The following is a 21,620-nucleotide window of genomic DNA, read 5'->3' on the forward strand; positions in this document are numbered from 1 at the left end:
TCCTTCGATCGGGCGCGACAGTAGCCGCGCTCCGGCCTCAAAGCAAGGGCTCGAGCGCCGGCCAGACGTTATCCAGCAGCCGCTGCTGCGCCGAAGCGGTCGGGTGTATGCCGTCCTGCTGCATCATCCCGGAGACACCGCCCACGCCTTCGAGCATGAAGGGTACGTAGGCGATCGATTTTTCTTCGGCCACGGAATCGAACGCCGCGGCGAACGCCTCGGTGTAACGGGGGCCCAGATTCGGTGGCAGACGCATCCCCAGCAACAGCACCTTGGCGCCCGCGTCTTCCGAGCGTTCGATCATCTGCGCAAGATTCTGTTTCAATTGCGCGGTCGGCTGACCACGCAGCCCATCGTTGCCGCCCAGCTCGATGACGACGACGGTCGGCTCGTGCTCGGCGAGCAGCGCCGGTAGCCTCGACAGCCCGCCAGCACTGGTGTCTCCGCTCACCGAGGCGTTCACCACGCGGTGTTCGCGCCCTTCTTCGTCCAGCCGCTGCTGCAGCAAATGCACCCAGCCCTGCGTGGTATCCAGCCCGAAAGCGGCGCTGATACTATCCCCGACCACCAGCACAGTGCCGGCCAGAGCCCCCTGGGCCCAGAGCAACAACGCCAGCACGCCGCCCCTCAGCAGACTCATTCGCATCGGATACTCCATGAGCGTCAGCATTCTTACTGCACGGCACCTTAACAAAGTGGTCCCCAGCGCGGAAGGCGAGCTGGTCATCCTCGAAGACCTCTCGCTGGAGCTCGCCAAGGGCGACAGTCTGGCCATCGTCGGCACCTCGGGATCGGGCAAATCCACCCTGCTGGGCCTGCTCGCCGGGCTGGATCTGCCCAGCGGCGGCGAGGTGGAGCTGGCCGGCCAGGTGCTCGGCAGCCTCGACGAGGACCAGCGCGCACGCGTGCGCGCCGAGCATGTCGGCTTCGTGTTCCAGTCCTTCCAGCTGCTCGACAGCCTCAACGCCCTGGAGAACGTCATGCTGCCGCTGGAGCTCGACGGCCGGCGCGACGCCAGGGCCGTGGCTCAGGCACTGCTCGAGCGGGTCGGGCTCGGTCCGCGGCTGACCCATTACCCACGCCAGCTGTCCGGCGGTGAGCAACAGCGCGTGGCGCTGGCCCGGGCCTTCGCCGCCGAGCCGGCGGTGCTGTTCGCCGACGAGCCGACCGGCAACCTGGATACCCACACCGGCGAGCACATCACCGACCTGCTGTTCGAACTGAACCGCGAGCGCGGCACCACCCTGGTGCTGGTGACCCACGACGAGCGCCTGGCGCGGCGCTGCCAGCGTGTATTGCGACTGGAAGCCGGTCGCCAGGTCGCGGACGGGCTGAGCGCATGACCCACATGCCCAGCACCCGCCTGCTCGCCCTCGCCTTTCGCCAGCTGGTGCGCGATGCGCGCGCCGGCGAGCTGAGGATCCTCTTCTTCGCACTGCTGATCGCGGTCGCCACCAGCACCGCCATCGGCTATTTCGGCGCGCGCCTCAACGACGCCATGCTGCTGCGCGCCACCGAGTTCCTGGGCGCCGACCTGGTCCTGCAGGGCAGCGCGCCGGCCGAGGACGAGCAGATCCAGGCCGGCCTGCAGCGGGGGCTGGACCACGCGCAGGTCGTCGAATTCTCCAGCATGGTCGCCACCGAAGACGAGCTGCAGATGGCCAGCGTCAAGGCCGCGGACAGCCCCTATCCCCTGCGCGGGCAACTGCGCAGCGCCGCCACGCCCTATGAGGCGGAGCAACCCGGCGACGGACCCGGACCTGGCGAAGCCTGGGCCGAAGCGCGACTGTTCGCCGCGCTTGACCTGTCCATCGGCGACAGCATCGAGGTGGGCAACCAGCCCTTGCGCCTGACCCGGGTGCTGACCTACGAACCGGACCGGGTCGGCGACTTCTACAGCCTGACGCCACGGGTACTGATGCACCTGGACGACCTCGCCGCGACCGGCGTGGTCCAGCCGGGCAGCCGGGTGCGCTACCGTGATCTGTGGCGCGGTTCGGCCGAGGCCCTGGCCGACTACCGCCGCCAGATCGAACCGACGCTGCAGCCCCATCAGCGCATCGAGACGGCCCGTGACGGCAACCGCCAGATCGGCGGCGCGCTGGGCCGCGCCGAGCGTTACCTGAACCTCGCCAGCCTCGCCGCCGTACTGTTGTCGGGCGTCGCCGTGGCGCTGTCCGCGGCGCGTTTCGCGGCGCGCCGCTTCGATGCCAGCGCCCTGCTGCGCTGCATGGGGCTGTCTCGCCGAGAGGCGCTGCTGCTGTTCGGCATCCAGCTGGCGCTGCTTGGCGCACTCGCAAGCCTCTGCGGCGCGCTGCTCGGCTGGCTCGCCCAGCAGGGCCTGTTCCATCTGCTGCGCGACCTGCTCGCTACCGAGATTCCGCCGGCCACGCCATGGCCGGCGCTGGCCGGCATCGCCACAGGCCTGGTCGCGCTCGCCGGCTTCGCCCTGCCGCCGCTGGCCTCCCTCGGCCGCGTACCGCCGCTGCGGGTCCTGCGTCGCGACATGCTGCCGGTGCCGCCCAGCACCTGGGCCGTGTATGGCGCGGCGATCCTGGCGCTCGGCCTGATCATGTGGCGCCTGAGCCTGGACCTGAAACTGACGCTGGCCCTGATCGGCGGCGGCCTGGTCGCGACCCTTCTGCTCGGCGGCCTGCTGCTGTTGGGGCTGCGTTCGATGCGTACGCTGCTGGCCCGCTCGTCGCTGCCCTGGCGCCTGGGACTCGGACAGCTGCTGCGCCACCCGCTGGCGGCCGCCGGACAATCGCTGGCCTTCGGCCTGATCCTGCTGGCGATGGCCCTGATCGCACTGCTGCGCGGCGAACTGCTCGACACCTGGCAGGATCAGCTGCCGGAGAACGCACCGAACCACTTCGTGCTCAATGTGCTCGAAGCCGATCGCGACGCCTTCGCCGCCCGTATCGCGCAACTCTCCGACCATGCCGCACCGCTCTACCCGGTCGTGCCCGGCCGCCTGGTGGCGATCAATGGCGAACCGGTACGCCAGCTGGTGAGCAAGGAGTCGCGCGGCGAGCGGGCGATCAACCGCGACCTCAGCCTGACCTGGGCCGCCGACCTGCCGCCGGACAACCATCTGAGCGCGGGCACCTGGTGGAGCGAGGCCACCCGTGGCGAACTGCCCGGCGTCTCGGTGGAAAGCGAGCTGGCCGAAAGCCTGCAGCTCGCCCTCGGCGACCGGCTGAGCTTCACCATCGGCGGGTTGAACCGGGACGCCGTGGTCAGCAGCCTGCGCGAAGTCGACTGGGACAGCTTCCAGCCCAACTTCTACATGATCTTCGAACCCGGCACGCTGCAGGGCATGCCCGCCACCTACATGACCAGCTTCCACCTGCCGCCGGGCCAGGAGCGCCAGCTGGTCGAACTGGCGCGCGACTTCCCGTCGGTCACCCTGCTGCAGGTCGAAGCCTTGCTGGCACAGATCCGCAGCATCCTCGCCCAGGTCTCGCTGGCCGTGGAGTTCGTGCTGCTGTTCGTGCTGGCCGCCGGACTGGCCGTGCTGTTCGCCGGTCTGCAGGCGACGCTCGACGAGCGCATCCGCCAGGGCGCCCTGCTTCGTGCCCTGGGTGCCGAGCGCGCGCTGCTGCTCAAGGCGCGTCGTGCGGAGTTCGGGCTGCTCGGGGCGGCCAGCGGCCTGCTGGCGGCTGTCGGCTGCGAGCTGGTGGCGGCGTTGCTGTACCACTTCGCCTTCGACCTGCGCTGGCAGCCGCACCCCTGGCTGTTGCTGCTGCCGCTGATCGGCGCCGTGCTGGTCGGAGCCGCCGGCACGCTCGGAACCCGCCGGGCACTGCAGGTCAGCCCGCTGACCGTGCTGCGGGAGGCCTGAGCTTGCTAGAATCCGCTCCCTTTTCCCTGCCGAGAGCCTCATGAGTCGCTATCGTCCGCCCCGCGCCGCCGGTACTCCGCTGATCACGCCCGAAGGCGAGGCGCGCCTGCGGGCCGAACTGCACGAGCTATGGCACGTGCGTCGCCCGCAAGTGACCCAGGCGGTCAGCGAAGCGGCGGCCCAGGGCGATCGCTCGGAAAATGCCGAATACACCTACGGCAAGAAGATGCTGCGCGAAATCGACAGCCGCGTGCGCTTCCTGACCAAGCGCCTGGAGAAGCTCAAGGTCATCAGCGAACGGCCCTCCGACCCCGGCAAGGTGTACTTCGGTGCCTGGGTCACGCTGGAAGACGAAAACGGCGACGAAGCCCGCTACCGGATCGTCGGCCCCGACGAGCTGGACCTCAAGCAGGGCTGGATCAGCATCGACTCCCCCCTCGCCCGCGCGCTGGTCGGCAAGGCGCTGGACGCCGAGGTCCGCGTGCAGACGCCCACCGGCGAGCAGACCTGGTATGTGACCGCCATCGAATACCCGTGACCGAACAGTCAAAACCAGCACCAAACAGTCACGATCATCGGCGAAAAGCCGCCCATGATCCGAAACATTACCTTCCTGCCCACTGACCGTTCCGCTCCGTAACACCGGAGGGCGCGCGCGCGATCCTGCGAGGGACATCGAAACTACCGGGTCCTGCCAGCTAGAGCGGCACAGGCCTCGGCACTGCGTGACTGGCATGATTGCTGCGCCAGGGTGAATGCTGTACGCGCCGCCGGCGCGGTGATTGGCAAGGGACTGCCCCTCCTTTCCGATCCACGCACCCAGAGAGCGAACATGGACAACAAGAAGAACGCGCTTGCCGCCTGCATAGCCGCCGCGGCAATTCTGAGCGCACCTGCGCATGCAGCGACCGGTTACACCGCCACCCAGTACCCCATCGTGCTGGGCCACGGAATGCTCGGTTTCGACAACCTGCTCGGCGTCGACTACTGGTATGGCATCCCCCGGGCACTGCGCAGCGGCGGCGCCCAGGTCTACGTCACGCAGGTCAGCCAGCTCAACACCTCGGAAGTACGCGGCGAAGAGCTGCTCGCCCAGGTCGAGGAGATCATCGCCATCAGCGGCAAGCCGAAGGTCAACCTGATTGGCCACAGCCATGGCGGCCCGACGGTCCGCTACGTCGCCGCGGTCCGCCCCAACCTCGTCGCCTCGGTCACCAGCGTCGGCGCGCCCCACAAAGGTTCGGACGTCGCCGATCTGCTGCGGCGCATTCCCGAAGGATCGGCCAGCGAAGCCATCGTCTCGGGCATCGTCAATGCGATGGGTGACCTGATTCATTTCCTCAGCGGCAGCCCGAGCAGCAACCCGCAGGATTCGCTCGGAAGCCTGGAGTCGCTGAACAGCGAAGGCGCCGCCCGTTTCAACGCCAGGTTCCCCCAGGGCGTGCCCCGCTCGGCCTGCGGCGAGGGCGATTATCAGGTCAACGGCGTGCGCTACTACTCCTGGAGTGGCACCAGCCCGCTGACCAACGCGCTGGATATCAGTGACGCCCTGACCGGCGCAGGATCGCTGGCCTTCGGCGACGCCAACGACGGCCTGGTCGGACGTTGCAGTTCGCGCCTGGGCCAGGTCATCCGCGACAACTATCGGATGAACCACCTCGACGAGGTGAACCAGACCCTTGGCCTGACCAGCCTGTTCGAGACCGATCCGATCACCGTCTACCGCCAGCACGCCAACCGCCTGAAGAACGCAGGGCTCTGAACCCCGCCGGGACTCCGGTCCCGGCTCCCTGGTCCAGAGGTGATGCCATGAAGAAACTGCCGTTGCTGTTCGGCGCCGGCGCCGCGCTCGGCCTGCTGGCGGTCGTTGTGATCTCCACCCCGTCCGGACGGGTAGCCAGTCCGGCACCGGAAACGTCCGAATCGCGACGTTCGGCCGCCGCCCAGGACGTTGGCCCGGCCCCCGCAGCGGCCAGCCCGCGGGTTGCCACGCCCCCGGCGCCGTTGCCGCCTTCGCTCAGGGGCACCCGCATCGACGGCGGCTTCGAAGTCGATGCCTCCGGCAACCTGGTGATCCGCGAAGACATCCGCCGCCTGTTCGATTACTTCCTCAGTTCGATCGGCGAGGAGCCCCTGCACAGCAGCGTCGAGCGTTTGCGCCAGTACATCGGCCAGAATCTGGCGCAGCCGGCGCGCGGGCAGGCGATGCGCCTGCTCGCCCAGTACCTGGACTACAAGCGCCAGCTGATCGAGCTGGAACGCCAGCATCCGCAGATCGGCGATCTTGCCGGCATGCAGAGGCGCCTCGCCGCGGTCCAGGCTTTGCGGGCGAGTCTCTTCGGCCGCGAAGCGCACCAGGCCTTTTTCGGCTTCGAGGAGGCGCATCAGCGCTTCACCCTGGAGCGCCTCGCACTGCGCCATGACGACAGCCTCGATGCGCAGGCCAAGGGCCAGGCGCTCGATCGGCTGCGCCAGTCGTTGCCACCCGAGGTGCAGGATTCGGTGGTACCGGAGCTGCAGCACGAACTCGCGCTGCAGACCCGCGAGCTGATGAGTCGGGGCGCCACGCCCGAGGCGGTGCGACAACTGCGCCAGCAACTGGTCGGCGCCGAAGCCACCCAGCGGCTCGAATCGCTCGACGCCAGGCGGCAGGCCTGGCAGCTCAGGCTGGCCGCCTACCAGGCAGAACGGGAGGCCATCGAACGCAACCGCGGGCTCGACGCCCTCGACAAGCGAACGGCCCTCGAGCGCCTGGCCGAGCGCCACTTCGACGAGCGGGAGCGCTTGCGCCTGCAGGGCGCGCAGCAACTGGCGATCGCCGAAAGCGCCGAAGCGGTCAATTGAGTGTGAGGGTGCGGCGGCCGCCTTCGATCAGCGCGCGCTGCCGCTCGTAGGCGAGGTAGTACTTGTTGACGCTGTTGACGTAGCTGACCACGCCCATCCCGACCGTTTCCATGGCGATGCGCTCGACCTGGAAGAACCACTGGTTCGGGTTGAGCCCTCGCCGACGGGCTTCGGCGCGCAGGCTCTGCACGCGTTGCGGCCCCATGTTGTAGGCCGCGAGGATGAAGGCCAGCCGTTCGCGCTCGTTCAACCGCGGGCTGGAAAAGAACTCGCGCCGGATGCTGGCCAGGTAACGAGCGCTGGCCTGGACGTTGTTGTCGAGGTTGCCGATGTCCCGCACACCCATGCTGCGCGCCGTCGCCGGCGTGATCTGCATGAGCCCGGTGGCCCCGGAAGCGCCCCGCGCCGCCGGGTTGAGCGTCGACTCCTTGAACGCCAGCGCCGCCAGCCCCAGCCAGTCGAGGGACATCTCCTCGGCATAGCGCTGCAGTGTCGGGCGGACCTTTTCCAGGCGCTGGCGCCCCACCGCATCGAGTGGGTGGTGCACCTTGTACAGCGGCCGGTAGACCCGTACGAAGGCGGCGTCCTGATTGGCCGGGGCCCGGTACTGCGCGAGGAAGCGGTCGGCGCTGGCACGCAGCATCCCCGCCTCCTTGCGCACGAACCAGTGCATATCGTCCCGCTCGCCCATGACGAAACGCTTCTCGACGCGCAATTTGGGCATGACCTTGGCCCACCGTTCGGCGATCGTCTGTTCCACCACCGTCGCCGGAAAGATGCCGGCCTGGACCATTTCCAGCACATCCTCGACCGCCAGCGTCGGGTCCACCCACTCCAGCTGGATGGGCGCGCGCTTGTGCTCTTCCAGCTGCCGGTTCAGGCGTTCGATCACCGGGCCCGCGGCACTGCCGGCCGGCAGTGCCAGGGTATGTCCGGACAACGCTTCGGCGCTGCGATAGGTGCGCTGGCCCTGGCGCGTCACCAGCACCAGCGCCACGTCGCGCACCACGGCCCCGCTGCGACCGATCCCGGGGGCGCTCTTGCGGTCCATCAGCTCACCCGGCGCGACCAGATCGCCCTCCCCGCGCTGCAACGCGGCGAGCAGCTGATCCTTGGCCCTGGGAATGATCTTCAGTTCGATGGGCGACCTGCCCTTCGCCACGTCCCGATTGAGATACTGCTCGAAGGCCCGCAGGCGCGAGTATTCGACGCCTATCGCCTCTCCCTTCACCTCACCGGAGCTGTTGCGGCTCTGGTTGACCAGCACCCGCAGCACCCCGCTGCGGCGTATCTCGGCAAGATCGCGTACCGTAGCGCCCTGCTGCCAGGCCTCCTGCGGGCCCGCCAGCCGCGCGAGCGCCGTCTGTGGCGCAAGCACCAGCAGGCAAAGCAGCAGCGGCAACAGTCTCAGCATGGGCCTTCCGAGGAGGTCGTCGACGCACCAGCGCGATGATGAAGGGTCGGAAAGGGTCTCACAGGGCGAGAGCACGGGCTAGCCCCATCTTAAGTCACGCTTCATGTTCAACTCGTATCCAATTGATTAAAAAGGAAATTACCAAGATGCAGCTCGTCGATATCGGGGTCAACCTCACCCACCCGGCATTGGCAAAGGATGCGCCGGCGTTACTCCAGCGGGCCTACGAGGCCCGGGTAACGCAGCTGGTACTGACCGGTACCAGTCTCCCAGAGAGTGAGCAGGCCCTGGCCCTGTGCGGCGAGCTGGACGACAGCCGCCTGCGCCTGTTCTCCACTGCCGGGGTTCATCCGCACCAGGCCAGCGAGTGGACCGCCGACAGCGGGCGGCAGCTGGCCGACCTGCTGCGCCAGGAGCCGGTGCGCGCGGTCGGCGAATGCGGGCTGGATTTCAACCGGGACTTCTCGCCGCGTCCCCAGCAGGAGCGCGCTCTGGAAGAACAGCTGGAGCTCGCGGTGCAACTGGGGCTGCCGGTGTTCCTTCATGAGCGCGACGCCGACCAGCGCATGGTTCAGATTCTACGCCCCTACCGCGACCATCTCCGCGCCGCGGTCGTCCACTGCTTCACCGGAGAGAAGCGCGCGCTCTACGCCTACCTCGACATGGACCTGCACATCGGTATCACCGGCTGGATCTGCGACGAGCGACGCGGCACCCACCTCCACCCGCTGGTGCGCGACATCCCGCGCGGAAGGCTGATGCTCGAGACCGATGCGCCGTACCTATTGCCGCGAACGCTGCGCCCACGCCCCAAGAGCGGCCAGAACGAACCGGCCTATCTGCCGCTGGTACTCAAGGAGGTGGCCCTTCACCGGGACGAATCGGAAGCCGATCTGGCCGAGCACACCACTGCCTGCGCCCGCGCCTTTTTCGGTCTGCCGCCCCTCGAATGAGAAAAATCCACGCCTGCGCTCAAGCTTGAGCCACCGGCGCCGCTAACCCACCTATGGTTGATGCGCGTCACGTCTGCCGGCCAGTAAATGGGCACGATGTGATCACGTTTGGATTTTCCCTGGAAGAAGGCAAAGCATGGGCGCCTGGATTCGCGATCTGTCACTCAAGTACAAGTTTTGGGCAGTCAACATGGTGGCCTTCGTCACCACCTTGCTGCTGGTGCTCTTCGCCATGCATCTGGAGCAGAATGCCCGCGAGGACAGCGCCAGGCTCAGCGCGCAGAGCCACGCGGCCCTCATCGAGGCCTGGCCGACCGGCGCCGCCCTGCCGGTCAATCCGGACGTGCGGCCGTTCCGCCCGGGGCAGCCGCTGACCATCGGCGGCGCCCAGGTTCCCGCCCTCTCCGGCTGGACCGACGTCCCCCACGATGACCTGTTCGGCCGCAACGAAATCATCGGCGTACAGGTGATCCAGGATGCCAACGGCCAGGACGTCGCCGTGATCGCCCGCGCGCCGAGCCTGCTGGAAATCTTCACCGAGCATTTCGTCAGCTATGCCCTGGCCGTCGCCGTGCTGATGCTCGCCCTGCTGGCCGCCTCGCAGCTCCTGATCCGCTTTCTGCTCAGCCACCTCAACACGCTCAAGGACGTCATGCTGCACGTCGAGCGCAGCGGCGACCTTTCCGCCCGGGTACCGCTGGACAGCCGCGACGAAGTCGGCCAGATGGCGACCGCGTTCAATGCCATGCAGAACGGCTACCAGCGTGTGGTGAACACGGTGGCGCAAGCCGCCGCGCGGCTCGACGAAGGCGCGGGTCGCCTGGCCGAGAGCATGAAGGACGTACGCCAGGGCATGCTCGGCCAGCAGAGCGAGACCGACCAGGCGGCCACGGCGATCAACGAGATGACCGCCACGGTTCATCACATTGCCCAGCACGCCGGCGACACCCGCGACCAGTCGCAGAACGCCGACCGCCTGGCGGGCGACGGTCACCGTGTGGTCGGCCAGGTCGAACGGTCGATCTCCAGCCTTTCCCAGGGCATCCAGCAGACCGCCGAAACGATCCAGCAACTGGCCACCGACAGCCAGAAGATCAACGGCGTGGTCACCGAGATCCACAGCATCGCCGAACAGACCAACCTGCTGGCGCTCAACGCCGCCATCGAAGCGGCCCGAGCTGGCGAGATGGGCCGCGGCTTCGCCGTGGTCGCCGACGAAGTACGCAACCTGGCCAAGCGCGTCCAGGAATCCACCGACGAAATCACCCGCATGATCACCGCCTTGCAGGCCATGACACGCGACGCCGTGGAGTTCATGCAGGAAAGCTCGCTCAAGGCCGACGACTGCGTGCGCGAGGCCCGCGAGGCCGGCGTCGCCCTGGAGGCGATCACCGGCGCGGTGGCACAGATGCGCGAAAGCAACACCCAGATCGCGGTCGCTGCGGAGCAGCAGAGCCAGGTCGCCGAAGAAATGAACCGCTCGGTGACCGGCATTCGCGACGTCACCGAACGCACCGTTCAACAGACCGTCGATTCCGCGGCCACCAGCGCCGAGCTGGCCCAGCTTTCGGCCGAGCTGACACGCGCCATCGGCCAGCTCAAGCTCTAAGTCAGCCGAACACGGTCACGGTCTGCCGGCTGAGCGCGACCAGCTCGCCGGCCGGTGTCCACAGGGCCGCGGCGCAGTGCCCGTAGCCATCGCGGGCGTGTTCGATGATGGCGCGGTAGCGACACCAGTCATGGGTGTCGAGCGCCGGTACCGGCTGCACGAACTCGATGGTCCAGGTCAGCGAGCTTCCCGGCGCGAAGCTCGTCAAGTGCGGCAGCACCGCTGGAGGCCAGGCATCGACCAGCGCCAGCAGATGCGCCTCGTCGAGCGGCTCGCGCTCGATCTCGCCGCGCAGGCGCACCCAGCCCCCCATTTCCCGCGAACGGTTACCGCTGAACGGCAGCCCGCCGAGCGCCCAGCGCATCGCCAGGTGACGGGTGAATTCCGGCCCGCCCGGCACGTAGGGCAGTTCCTGGCACTGGTCGACCGGCAGCAGATCGGGCGCCTCCAGCGCCTCGACCGATACCGCGGAGGCACGCGAGGCGCCGAAGCTGCCCTGCACCAGCGTCACCACCTGACCATCCTGGGTCGCGCGGCCGAGCACCTGGCTGACGGCCCTGCCTTCACGCAGCACTTCGGCCTCGAAACGCGTGGGCGTCTCCACCGCCATCGGTCCGACGAAGGTGATGGCCAGCGAACGCACCGGCCGGTCGGCAGGCACCTGGGCCCGCATGGCCTCGTACACCAGCGCGGCGGCCAGGCCGCCAAAGCCTGCCCGCCCCTGGCCCCAGGTCGCGGGGATGCGAACCGAGAGCGGGTCCTGGCGCACGGCGTCGAGAAGTTGGGAAAGCGTCATTGCAGCCTCGGATACGGGTTATTTCGAGGCGATCTTAGCGGCTGCCCGGCGGGGCGGCGAGCGAGGCGCGCCAATGAATGCCCCGGCATCGCGCCGGATGATCGGCAGGCTCAGCGAGCCCGCCGCCAGGGCAGCGCGCGGCGCAGGTTTCCCAACGCCCCGGGAAGCTGCTGCGCGGCCTGCTCGTCACCGGCGTAACGACAGGCCTCGTACAGCGTGCCGATGCTGCGAATCTGGCCGGCCTGCCCGGGCAGCGCCCGTGCGGCTCGCTCGGCGAACGCCCTCGGCCCTTCGCCGGGCTGGCGGACCAGCCCCTGCCCGGCCAGCATCCGCTCGAAACGCAGGAACTGCCGGCGCAGCGGATCGCGTTCGCGACGCCAGGGCTTGAGCAGGAACACCGCCAGCAGGCCGACCAGCGCCGTGCAGGCGCCCACCAGGCCGAGGCCCAGCGTCTGCAGGTCGAAGCTGCCGAACCAGCGGCGCAGCACGTCCATCTGCTGCTCGCCCTGATAGCCGAGGACCCAGCGCTGCCATCCGTAATTGAGGTTGTCCCAGCCCAGGCGCAGCTCGTTGAGCCAGCCGATGTCGCGAAACCGCATCAGCGACATCGGCGACTCGTCGAGCACGTGCTCCTCGCCCAGCGCCTGCTCGAGACCGAACTCGATGCGCTCGGGCGCGACCTGGAAGGTCGGGTCGACGGTGATCCAGCCGCGGCCCTGCACCCAGTATTCGACCCATGCGTGGGCATCGTACTGGCGTACCGCGAGGTAATTGCCGGCGGGGTTGTATTCGCCGCCCTGATAGCCGGCCACGATGCGCGAGGGAATGCCCGCCGCGCGCAGGAGGAACACCATCGAGCCCGCGTAATGGATGCAGAAGCCCTGGCGGGTCTGGAACAGGAAGTCATCGACGATATCGGTGCCGACCGGAGGCGGCTGCAGGGTATAGCCGAACGGTTCGCGATTGAAATGGCTCAGCAACGTCGCGACCACCTGCTCGGGGTTCTGCGCGCTGCGCCGCAACGCCTCGCCCCAGGCGCGGCTGCGCGGGTTGCCCGATTCGGGCAGCTGCAGCGCCTGGGCGAGCAGATTGTCTGGCAGGGCCTGCGGCTCGCGCAGCGCCTGTGGCCAGGAACGCACCTCGTAGAGCAGGGGCTTGTCGACAGGCATCGCGCGCTGCAGATGGAAGTCCCCCATCATGCGCGCGTCCCCCGCCTCGAGCTGGGGAACGTCCAGGGCGAACAGCCAGGGACGGCCGCTGGGCTGCATCACCACGCTGTAGCCCAGCGCCTCTCCCCGGGGCTGCCACTGTGGCGCCTGCGGAAGGTAGGAGGAAAACGCCTGGGACCAGCGCCGGCCATCGAAACGTTCGAAGGTGACCGCCCGCCAGTAGAGCTGCTCGCGCGGCGGCAACGGCCCCTCGAAGCTGGCCCTGAACGCCAGCGCACCGGAGCGGCTCAACTCGGCGATATCGCCGGGCGCCATGCTTTCGGACAGCCCGGTCACGCCCTTGTCTGACGGATTGGGCATCGACCACAGCGGGCCGAAGCGCGGGAAGAAGACGAACAGCACCAGCATCAGGGGCAGCGCCTGCAGCAACAGGCCTCCGGCCAGGCGTACGGTCGGCCAGGGCGCGGTATGCAGGCGGTTCTGTTGCAGCCCGATCATCGCCGCCAGCAAGGCGACGATCGGCAGCAGGCTGAACAGTGCGGCGACGATGCTTTCCTCGAACAGGTAGCTGGTCACCACCGCGAAGAACCCGAGCAGGATCAGCACCAGCGCATCGCGACGGGTGCGCATCTCCACCAGCTTGAGCACGAAGGCGGCGATCAGCAGCACCACCCCCGCGTCCAGCCCGACCAGGCTGCCCCGCGAGGCATAGACGCCCGCCCCGGCACCGACCATCAGCGCTAGCTTGGTCACGGCGCTCGGATAAGGCGCCCGCATGCGGAAGATCTGGATGCGCCACAGGCCGCAGCCCAGCCACAGGCCCACCACCCACAGCGGCAGGTGCGACAGGTGCGGAAGGATCACCAGGACCTGGGCGACCAGCAGCCAGATCAGGCTGTTGCGCGGGATGCTCCGGGCTGCGGTGACGCCGCTCATGGCGAGGCCTGCGGGGTGGCGGAGTCGCCGAACAGCGCCAGCGCCCGCAGGCACTGATCGCGATGCGCCTGGTCATCGCCCGGGCCGATCACCTGCGCCCCGAGCTTGAGCAGGAAGGGCTGGTGGCGATCGGTCAGCTCCAGCACGGCATGGCAGAGCAGCGACAGGCGCGTTTCCATATCGGCATCCAGCGCGTCGAGATCGAGCAGCAGGTCGCGCCCGACCAGCGCCGCGAAATCCTTGACCAGCATGCCCTGCCCCCGCGAATAAGCCTTCCAGTGCAGGCGGCGGCGCGACTCACCCGGCTGCCAGGGCTTGAGCCCCTGGTAATCGTCCGCACCGGCGCCCTGCGCGCGGACGCCCTCGTCCTCGCTGTCGTCGCTCCCCACGCCCCAGGGCAGCTCCCCTTCGAGCGGACGCGGGTAGACCAGCGCGGCGAGTTCCAGGTCGACCCAGCTCCAGGCCACCAGGATGCCCAGCGGAAAGCGACTCTCCACCCGCAGCCGGCCCGGCCTGAGCCAGCCCCGGCGCTGCGCCGGCACGGCCAGTTCCACCTCGCTGATGCCCTTGGCGGGCACGTCGAGCAGCTGCAGGCCGCTTTCCTTCCAGCCCAGCGCCACGGCCTGGTAGGCCGGGCCGCGGCTCTCCAGGCGCACCTTCAGACGCGCCTGCTCGCCGACGAACACCGGCGCCGCGCCGCCGGCCTGCAGCACCAGCCCGGCGAGGTTGCGCCAGGTATGCAGGATGGTCACGAGGAAAACCGATCCGAGCAGGAAGGTCGCCCCATAGGCCAGGCTGTTCTGGTAATTGATCGCGGCCAGCAGCATCAGCAGCAGCGCCACGCCAAAGGCGATGCCCACGGCAGTGGGCAGGATGAAGATGCGGCGCTGGTCCAGACGTACGCTGGCCGCCGGAGGGATGCGCTTGTCCTGCCAGCGGGCGGCCAATCCGCGCAGTCGATTCATGCCACGCAACCGACAGCCGCGCTCACAGCGCTGGCACCTCGCGCAGCAGCCACTGCACCAGCGCACCGCCGCCATGCCCGGTCGGGTCGGCGCGTTCGCGCAGGCGATGACCCACCACGGCCGGCAGCACTGCCTGCACGTCTTCGGGAATCACATAATCGCGTTCGTCGAGATAGGCCCAGGCCCGGGCCGCCGCGAGCAATGCCAGGCTGCCACGGGGCGACAGGCCCCAGGCGAACTGCGGCTGGGTGCGCGTGGCTTCGGCGATACGCAGCACGTAATCGGCCAGCGCATCGCTGACCCGCACCGTCGCCACCGTCTGCTGCACGGCCGCGAGGCCCGCGTGATCGAAAATGGACTCCAGGCGCGGCAGCAGGTCGCGACGGGCCTCGCCCAGCAGCAGCGCCTTTTCCGCGGCCTTGGCCGGATAGCCCAGCGACAGGCGCATGAGGAAGCGGTCGAGCTGCGACTCGGGCAAGGTGAAGGTGCCGCCCGAGCTGACCGGGTTCTGCGTGGCGATGACGAAGAACGGTTCGGGCAACGGCCGGGTCGCGCCCTCGATGGTCACCTGCCCCTCCTCCATCGCCTCGAGCAGTGCACTCTGGCTTTTGGGCGTGGCCCGGTTGATTTCGTCGGCCAGCACCAGCTCGGCGAAGATCGGCCCGGGGTGGAACACGAAGCGGCTGGTTTCCTTGTCGAACACCGAGGTACCGAGGATGTCGCCGGGCAGCAGATCGGAGGTGAACTGGATGCGCTGGAAGCTCAGCCCCATCACCCGTGCCAGCGCATGGCTGAGGGTGGTCTTGCCCATGCCGGGCAGGTCTTCGAGCAGCAGATGCCCCCGCGCCAGCAGGCAGGCCAACGCCAGCCGCACCTGTGCATCCTTGCCCAGCAATACCGCATTGATCGCGTGCAGACAGGCATCCAGTTGACCGCGCATACCGCTCTCCTCTGTTGAACCCGCGATGCTATAGACCGCCGGTTGCCAGGCAAAGCGCCAGCAACCTTTGGTAACCAGAGTTGTGACCCGAACCTTGATCCAGGCCGGTACCGGCTCGTCCGTCACCCTCTAGGCTGTCTGCAAGGCATTCATCGCAATCAGGAGGACTCATGAGCCCATCCCCCAGAGACTGGCACGGGCGTCCGGCGGACGAGGCGCTGCAGCACCATGGCATCGACCGGCAGGGGCTCAGCCCCGAAGAGGCCGAACGTCGCCTGGAGACCTACGGCCCCAACCGCTTGCCGGAGCGTCGCGGCAGCGGTCCGGTCAAGCGCTTCCTGCTGCAGTTCCACAACCTGCTGATCTACGTCCTGCTGCTCGCCACGCTGGTGACCCTGGCCCTGGGCCACTGGCTCGACAGCGCGGTGATTTTCGGCGTGGTGCTGATCAACGCCGTGGTCGGCTTCGTCCAGGAAGGCAAGGCTGAAGAGGCGATGCGCGCGATCCAGAAGATGCTCACCCTGGACAGCCGGGTGCGGCGCGCCGGCCAGGTCACCAGCCTGCCGGCCGAGCGCCTGGTGCCGGGCGACGTGGTGCTGCTCGAAGCCGGCGACCGGGTACCGGCCGACCTGCGCCTGCTGGAGACCCGGGACCTGCGCATCGAAGAGGCGGCGCTGACCGGCGAATCCCTCCCGGTCGACAAGCAGACCGAGGCGGTGCACCCCGAGGCCAGCCTCGGAGACCGCAGCAGCATGGCCTTCTCCGGCACCCTGGTCAGCGCCGGCAGCGGCTGCGGCGTGGTGGTCGCCACCGGCGCGGACACCGAACTGGGGCGCATCAGCCACATGCTCGGCGAGGTGGTCAGCCTGCAGACGCCCCTGCTCGCCGACATGGCCCGCTTCGCCCGGCAGCTGACGCTGATCGTCCTGGGCCTGGCCGTGATCACCTTCACCTTCGGAGTGATGCTGCGCGGCTATGCCGTCGACGACATGCTGCTCGCCGCGGTCGGCCTTGCGGTGGCGGCGATACCGGAAGGCCTGCCGGCCGTGCTGACCATCACCCTGGCCCTGGGCGTCAGGCGCATGGCCCGGCGGAGGGCCATCGTGCGGCGGCTGCCGGCGGTCGAAAGCCTCGGCGCGGTCACGGTCATCTGCTCGGACAAGACCGGCACGCTGACGCGCAACGAAATGACCGTCCAGCAGGTGTTCACCGCCGCGCAACGCTACCGGGTCGAAGGCGTCGGCTACGCGCCCCAGGGCAGCATCGAGCCGCAAGTGCCGTCGACAACCTCCGACGAGCCGAGCGACCTGCTCGCCCTGGCGCGCGCCGGCCTGCTGTGCAACAGCGCGAGCCTGCGGCAGAGCGACGGCCAGTGGTGCATCACCGGCGATCCCACCGAAGCCGCCCTGCTCACGCTCGCCGGCAAGCTCGGGTTGCAGGGCGAACAGGAAGCGGCGCACCTGCCGCGCGTCGACGCCATCCCCTTCAGCTCGGAGCGTCGCTGCATGGCCAGCCTGCACCACGACCACGGCGGCCACGCGCTGATCTACCTGGTCGGTGCGCCGGAACGGTTGCTGGAGGTCTGCAACCGCCAGTGGCAGGACGGGTCCCCGCAACCGCTGGACCCCGGCTACTGGCACGGGGTGCTGGCCGAAGGCGCGAGCCAGGGCCTGCGCATGCTCGGCCTCGCGCTGAGGCCCCTGGGCGCCTCGCAACACATGCTCAGCTACGAGGACCTGGAGGGCGACTTCGTGCTGCTGGGGCTGGTCGGCATGCTCGATCCGCCGCGCGACGAAGCCATCGCCGCCATCGCCCAGTGCCACAGCGCCGGCGTCGCGGTGAAGATGATCACCGGCGATCATGCTGCCACCGCCCGCGCCGTCGCCGCCCGACTCGGTCTGGGCGATGGCGAGGCGCTGACCGGCGCCGAACTGGACCAGCTCGACGATGCGGAACTCGATGCCCGCCTGGCGCGTACCGCGGTGTTCGCCCGCACCAGCCCCGCCCACAAGCTGCGCCTGGTGCAACGCCTGCAGGCCTGCGGCGCACGGGTGGCGATGACCGGCGACGGGGTCAACGACGCGCCCGCGCTCAAGCGCGCCGATATCGGCGTGGCGATGGGCATCAAGGGCACCGAAGCGGCCAAGGAAGCCGCGCAGATGGTGCTCGCCGACGACAACTTCGCGACCATCACCCACGCCGTCGAGGAAGGCCGCACGGTCTACGACAACCTGAAGAAGTCGATCCTGTTCATCCTGCCGACCAACGCCGGCCAGGCCCTGGCGTTACTGGCGGCGATCGCGCTCGGCCTGACCCTGCCGATCACCCCGCTGCAGATCCTCTGGGTCAACATGATCACCGCGGTCACCCTGGCCCTGGCGCTCGCCTTCGAGCCGGCCGAAGCCGATCTGATGCAACGCCCGCCGCGCGACCCGCACACGCCGTTGCTGTCGCCGCGGCTGCTGTTGCGCGTGCTGCTGGTCGCCGCGCTGATCACGGCGTTCAGCCTGGGGCTGTTCCTCTGGGCCGAGCAGGCGGGATGGAGCCTGGAGGCGAGCCGCACGCTGGCAGTCAATGCGCTGGTGGCCTGCGAGGTCGGCTACCTGTTCAGCAGCCGTCGGCTGAACGCCCCGGCGCGCTTCAGCTGGCGCGACAACCCCATGGTCTGGAGCATGGTCGGACTGATCGTGTTGCTGCAGCTGGCCTTCACGCACTGGTCACCGCTGCAGCGGCTGTTCGCCACCGAAGCGCTGGATGCACGGGCCTGGCTCGCCTGCCTGGCCGCGGGCGCGGCGGTGTGCGCGCTGGTCGAACTGGAAAAAGCCGTCAGGCGCCGTCGCGGCCGGCACCTGTAAGGCTCAGTCGGGGCGCTTCATGTCGAAGCGCTCGCGGGTAAGGCTGTAGCTGCTGCCACCGAGCCGGCCGAGCAGATCGAGCCGGCCCGGGTCGATCCGCCCTCGCTCATCGAGCACGCGGTCGTCGACATGGGCCAGCAGCACCTGCGCGAAGATCAGGTGGCAATTGGGCTGCCCCGGCGGGTACGGCATGACCTGGGCCGCCCGGCATTCGAAGGCGACCGCAGCGCCTGCCACCCGTGGCGGGCGAACCTGCGAGGACGCTTCGCTGGCAATCGCGCAGTGCTCGAACTCGCTGACGCCCTGCCCCAGGGTCGCCGCGCTGGCGTTCATCGCCTCGGCATGCCCGGCACTGACCAACTGAATCACCAGCTCGCCGGTCTCCATGACGTTGCGCGCGGTGTCCTTGAGTTCACCGTCGCCACGCAGGCCGACGTTGACCATGAGCGTCGGCGGCTCGTCGCTGATGACCTGAAAGAAACTGAAAGGCGCAAGGTTGCTGATCCCGGCCGCCGAACAGGTCGACACCCAGGCGATGGGCCGGGGGGTGACGGTCGAGGCGAGCCAGCGGTAGGCCTCGAGCGGGCTCAGCGCGGAAAAGTCGAGTTGCATGGAAACTCCGGGAGGCCGGGCGGCGAGCCCGGCGAATGACGCGGCCCGGCAGGACGCCGGGCGAAAGCGCTGTCGGCCCGATCAGCGACCGGCGCGCGACTCGCGGATGTAGAAGCGTGCCTTCTCGGCCTTTTCGCTACAGCCACGGAAGGCTTCGAACTGCTGCTGGGTCTTGGCGCCGGTCAGCAACGCCAGGGCCTTGGAATAGCTGACGGTGCCGGCGAAACCTTCGGCCTCGGCCAGGTCCAGCTCCGCCCAGGCGGCGCTCAGCTGGCTGGCGCAGGCGTCGCGGTAGGCGGTCTTGCCGGCGCAACCGGTCAGAGCCAGCAGGATGAACGACAAAGCGATGCAGCCTTTCATATGAGTTTCCTCTCGTTGTTATCCATGATCTGTTGTCCGGCGCGCTCGCGCAGGTACTGGACCACCGCTTCCTGCTCCCCGGCGAACTCGATCCGCTGCGCCTTGCTCTCGCGCTGGAAGGCGTACATCGGGTCGTAGTACTCGCGCAGCAGCCCCTCGATCCAGCCACGGTGCAGGTCGACCTCGCCGGTGCGCGACTGCACGGCCAGCGCCTGGTCCATCAGCATCGCCAGGCGCTGGTAACGTTCGCCCCCGAGGCGCTTGTGGATGTTGGACAGGCTTTCCTGCAGCCGCACGGCAAAGGCCGCGAAGCCCTCGGCACCGTGCTCGTCGATGAACTCGGCGCACAGGTCGATCACGTAGTCCTTGAGGATGCGCTCCACGCGCCCCTCGAAGCTGTCTTCGAGCCAGACCACCGGGTAATGCTGCATGCCCTGGAACAGCGGCAGCGGAATCGAACAGCGTCCGACCAGACGTGCCTCGTCCTCCATCACGAACTGGCTGTGACCGGCGGCCCGCAGCCGGAGCAGGGTTATGGACAGCGCGTTTTCGAAGTCGATCTGCGAGGGCTGCGGCGTGGCCCGCTTGCCGAAGCTCGACCCCCGGTGATTGGCCAGCCCTTCGAGGTCCAGGCCGTTGGCCAGCTGGGCGATGACCTCGGTCTTGCCGGTACCGGTGAGCCCGCCCACGAGCAGGAACCGGCATTCGGCCAGGGCACTGTCGAGGGTCTCCATGAGAAAGGAGCGCATCGCCTTGTAGCCGCCGACGACGCGCGGATACTCAATTCCCGCCTCATCCCGCAGCCACTGCTGCACCAGCTGCGAACGCAGGCCGCCGCGAAAACAGTACAGATAGCCATCGGGATGGGCCCGGGCGAAGTCGGCCCAGCCCTGGATGCGCTCGGCCTTGGTCTTGCCGCAAACCAGCTTGTGGCCCAGCTCGATGGCGGCCTGCTGGCCGTGCTGCTTGTAGCAGGTGCCGACCTTCTGCCGCTCGATGTCGGTCATCAGGGGCAGGTTGACCGCCCCAGGAAACGCCCCTTTGGCGAACTCGACAGGGGCGCGGGCATCGACCAGCGGCGCTCCGTCGAGAAACAGCTGGCGGAAATCGCTGATGTCAGCCCGCATCAAAGAACCTCGACCGCATGCTGTCGTGCCTCGACCAGCTGCCCGATCGCCTCGAGCTGCAACCCCAGCCGCGAGGCCATGGCGAGAAACTCGGCCTCGCCTTCCGGGCTCACCGCCACCAGCAGTCCCCCGCTGGTCTGCGGGTCGCAGAGCAGGTGCTGACGGTCCTCGGCGAGCGGCGCGATGCGGGCGCCATAGCTTTCGAAGTTGCGGCCCGTGCCACCCGGCACGCAGCCCTGCTCCAGGTAGTACTCGACACCCGGCAGGCGCGGCACGCGATCGAACAGCAGCTCGGCGGTCAGGCCACTGCCGTCCGCCATTTCCACCAGGTGGCCGAGCAGCCCGAAGCCGGTCACGTCGGTCATCGCCTTGACGCCGGCGAGCTTGCCGAAATGGGCGCCGGGCGTATTGAGGGTGCACATCCAGTCCCGCGCCAGACCGATGTCCTGCTCGCGCAGCTTCGCCTTCTTTTCGGCCGTGGTGAGGATGCCGATGCCCAGGGGCTTGGTGAGGTACAGCTTGCAGCCGGCGGTGGCGGTGTCGTTGCGCTTCATCTGCGCCTTGCTGACCAGCCCGGTGACCGCGAGCCCGAAGATGGGCTCAGGCGCATCGATCGAATGCCCGCCCGCCAAGGGAATGCCGGCCTCGTCGCAGACGGCGCGCCCGCCCCGGATCACCTCCCGGGCGATCTCGGGGGACAGCAGGTTGACCGGCCAGCCGAGGATCGCGATGGCCATCAAGGGCTCGCCGCCCATGGCGTAGATGTCGCTGATCGCGTTGGTCGCGGCGATGCGGCCGAAATCGTAGGGGTCGTCGACGATCGGCATGAAGAAATCGGTGGTCGAGACCACGCCGCGCTCCTCGTCGATGCCGTACACCGCGGCGTCGTCGCGGGAGGCGTTGCCCACCCACAGGCGTGGGTCGAGGTTCTGCGCGCCACTGCCGGCGAGGATCACGTCCAGCACCTTGGGCGAAATCTTGCAGCCGCAGCCGGCACCGTGGCTGTATTGGGTCAGGCGGATCGGTTCGCTCATGGCACTTCTCGTAACGGTCGCTGAACGGGGCGCGAATTGTAGCAAAAAGGCGTGCCGCGCGACCCGATGGCCAGGGCGCGCGCCCGGCATCGCGGGCGCTTCCGGCGACAGGGTTGCGGGCACCTCGATGAAGTCCGAAGCTATCGCCCCTTGGACAGGGAG

General features: G+C 68.6%; 18 protein-coding genes. 8 read left to right on the top strand and 10 right to left on the bottom strand.

What is annotated here, in order from left to right; translation table 11 throughout:
* Positions 1–37: 37 nt before the first annotated feature.
* Positions 38–670: an arylesterase gene (locus DN824_RS06340; RefSeq protein ID WP_414718396.1), complete on the bottom strand. Its 633-nt coding sequence runs from the start codon at positions 668–670 to the stop codon at positions 38–40.
* Between DN824_RS06340 and DN824_RS06345 the strand changes: the two genes are divergently transcribed.
* The 5 genes from DN824_RS06345 (at position 657) to DN824_RS06365 (ending at position 6,688) form a co-directional block, all read left to right on the top strand.
* A complete protein-coding gene (locus DN824_RS06345) occupies positions 657–1,343 on the top strand; it encodes an ABC transporter ATP-binding protein (RefSeq protein WP_138407503.1) in 687 nt (228 codons plus the stop codon). The two genes, DN824_RS06340 and DN824_RS06345, sit on opposite strands and share 14 nt — an antisense overlap.
* The gene (locus DN824_RS06350; protein WP_241666597.1) at positions 1,340–3,844 is read left to right on the top strand and encodes an ABC transporter permease; all 2,505 of its coding nucleotides are present in this window, start codon (positions 1,340–1,342) and stop codon (positions 3,842–3,844) included. The genes DN824_RS06345 and DN824_RS06350 overlap by 4 nt, the downstream gene beginning before the upstream one ends.
* Before the next feature lie 40 nt (positions 3,845–3,884).
* A complete protein-coding gene (gene greB, locus DN824_RS06355; protein WP_138407504.1) occupies positions 3,885–4,382 on the top strand; it encodes a transcription elongation factor GreB in 498 nt (165 codons plus the stop codon).
* A 294-nt stretch (positions 4,383–4,676) separates the two neighbouring features.
* Positions 4,677–5,606, top strand: coding sequence for a triacylglycerol lipase (locus DN824_RS06360; protein WP_138407505.1), 930 nt, complete (start codon positions 4,677–4,679; stop codon positions 5,604–5,606).
* Positions 5,607–5,653: 47 nt separating this feature from the next.
* Complete coding sequence (locus DN824_RS06365; protein WP_138407506.1) at positions 5,654–6,688, top strand: lipase secretion chaperone; 1,035 nt, start codon at positions 5,654–5,656, stop codon at positions 6,686–6,688.
* Here DN824_RS06365 and DN824_RS06370 read toward each other — a convergent pair.
* Positions 6,681–8,102, bottom strand: coding sequence for an MltF family protein (locus tag DN824_RS06370; protein WP_138407507.1), 1,422 nt, complete (start codon positions 8,100–8,102; stop codon positions 6,681–6,683). The genes DN824_RS06365 and DN824_RS06370 overlap by 8 nt on opposite strands.
* Before the next feature lie 146 nt (positions 8,103–8,248).
* On the opposite strand from DN824_RS06370, the gene DN824_RS06375 reads away from it, so the two are divergent.
* A complete protein-coding gene (locus tag DN824_RS06375) occupies positions 8,249–9,055 on the top strand; it encodes a TatD family hydrolase (RefSeq protein ID WP_138407508.1) in 807 nt (268 codons plus the stop codon).
* A gap of 136 nt (positions 9,056–9,191) precedes the next feature.
* A complete protein-coding gene (locus DN824_RS06380; protein WP_138407509.1) occupies positions 9,192–10,664 on the top strand; it encodes a methyl-accepting chemotaxis protein in 1,473 nt (490 codons plus the stop codon).
* Position 10,665: 1 nt separating this feature from the next.
* Here DN824_RS06380 and DN824_RS06385 read toward each other — a convergent pair whose 3' ends face one another.
* The 4 genes from DN824_RS06385 to DN824_RS06400 all read right to left on the bottom strand — a co-directional run bounded on the left by DN824_RS06385 (position 10,666) and on the right by DN824_RS06400 (position 15,470).
* Positions 10,666–11,460, bottom strand: a complete 795-nt coding sequence (locus DN824_RS06385; RefSeq protein WP_138407510.1) for an acyl-CoA thioesterase — start codon at positions 11,458–11,460, stop codon at positions 10,666–10,668.
* A gap of 110 nt (positions 11,461–11,570) precedes the next feature.
* On the bottom strand, positions 11,571–13,565 hold the full coding sequence (locus DN824_RS06390) for a transglutaminase TgpA family protein (RefSeq protein ID WP_138407511.1): 1,995 nt from the start codon (positions 13,563–13,565) through the stop codon (positions 11,571–11,573).
* Positions 13,562–14,530 carry a DUF58 domain-containing protein gene (locus DN824_RS06395; RefSeq protein WP_138407512.1) on the bottom strand — a complete coding sequence of 323 codons (969 nt, stop codon included), beginning with the start codon at positions 14,528–14,530 and terminating at the stop codon, positions 13,562–13,564. The genes DN824_RS06390 and DN824_RS06395 overlap by 4 nt, the downstream gene beginning before the upstream one ends.
* A gap of 22 nt (positions 14,531–14,552) precedes the next feature.
* On the bottom strand, positions 14,553–15,470 hold the full coding sequence (locus DN824_RS06400) for an AAA family ATPase (protein WP_138407513.1): 918 nt from the start codon (positions 15,468–15,470) through the stop codon (positions 14,553–14,555).
* A gap of 170 nt (positions 15,471–15,640) precedes the next feature.
* Here DN824_RS06400 and DN824_RS06405 point away from each other — a divergent pair, with 170 nt between their 5' ends.
* Positions 15,641–18,325, top strand: coding sequence for an HAD-IC family P-type ATPase (locus DN824_RS06405; protein WP_138407514.1), 2,685 nt, complete (start codon positions 15,641–15,643; stop codon positions 18,323–18,325).
* 3 nt (positions 18,326–18,328) lie between these two features.
* On the opposite strand, the gene DN824_RS06410 is transcribed toward DN824_RS06405, so the two are convergent.
* From DN824_RS06410 to selD, 4 genes are all read right to left on the bottom strand, one after another.
* Positions 18,329–18,937 carry a flavin reductase family protein gene (locus DN824_RS06410; protein ID WP_138407515.1) on the bottom strand — a complete coding sequence of 203 codons (609 nt, stop codon included), beginning with the start codon at positions 18,935–18,937 and terminating at the stop codon, positions 18,329–18,331.
* 81 nt (positions 18,938–19,018) lie between these two features.
* Positions 19,019–19,297: a hypothetical protein gene (locus DN824_RS06415; RefSeq protein WP_138407516.1), complete on the bottom strand. Its 279-nt coding sequence runs from the start codon at positions 19,295–19,297 to the stop codon at positions 19,019–19,021.
* On the bottom strand, positions 19,294–20,424 hold the full coding sequence (mnmH, locus tag DN824_RS06420) for a tRNA 2-selenouridine(34) synthase MnmH (RefSeq protein ID WP_138407517.1): 1,131 nt from the start codon (positions 20,422–20,424) through the stop codon (positions 19,294–19,296). The genes DN824_RS06415 and mnmH overlap by 4 nt, the downstream gene beginning before the upstream one ends.
* Positions 20,424–21,458 carry a selenide, water dikinase SelD gene (gene selD, locus DN824_RS06425; protein WP_138407518.1) on the bottom strand — a complete coding sequence of 345 codons (1,035 nt, stop codon included), beginning with the start codon at positions 21,456–21,458 and terminating at the stop codon, positions 20,424–20,426. Before selD ends, mnmH begins: the two co-directional genes overlap by 1 nt.
* Positions 21,459–21,620: the final 162 nt, after the last annotated feature.

Source organism: Stutzerimonas nosocomialis (genome assembly GCF_005876855.1).
Classification (GTDB): Bacteria; Pseudomonadota; Gammaproteobacteria; order Pseudomonadales; family Pseudomonadaceae; genus Stutzerimonas; species Stutzerimonas nosocomialis.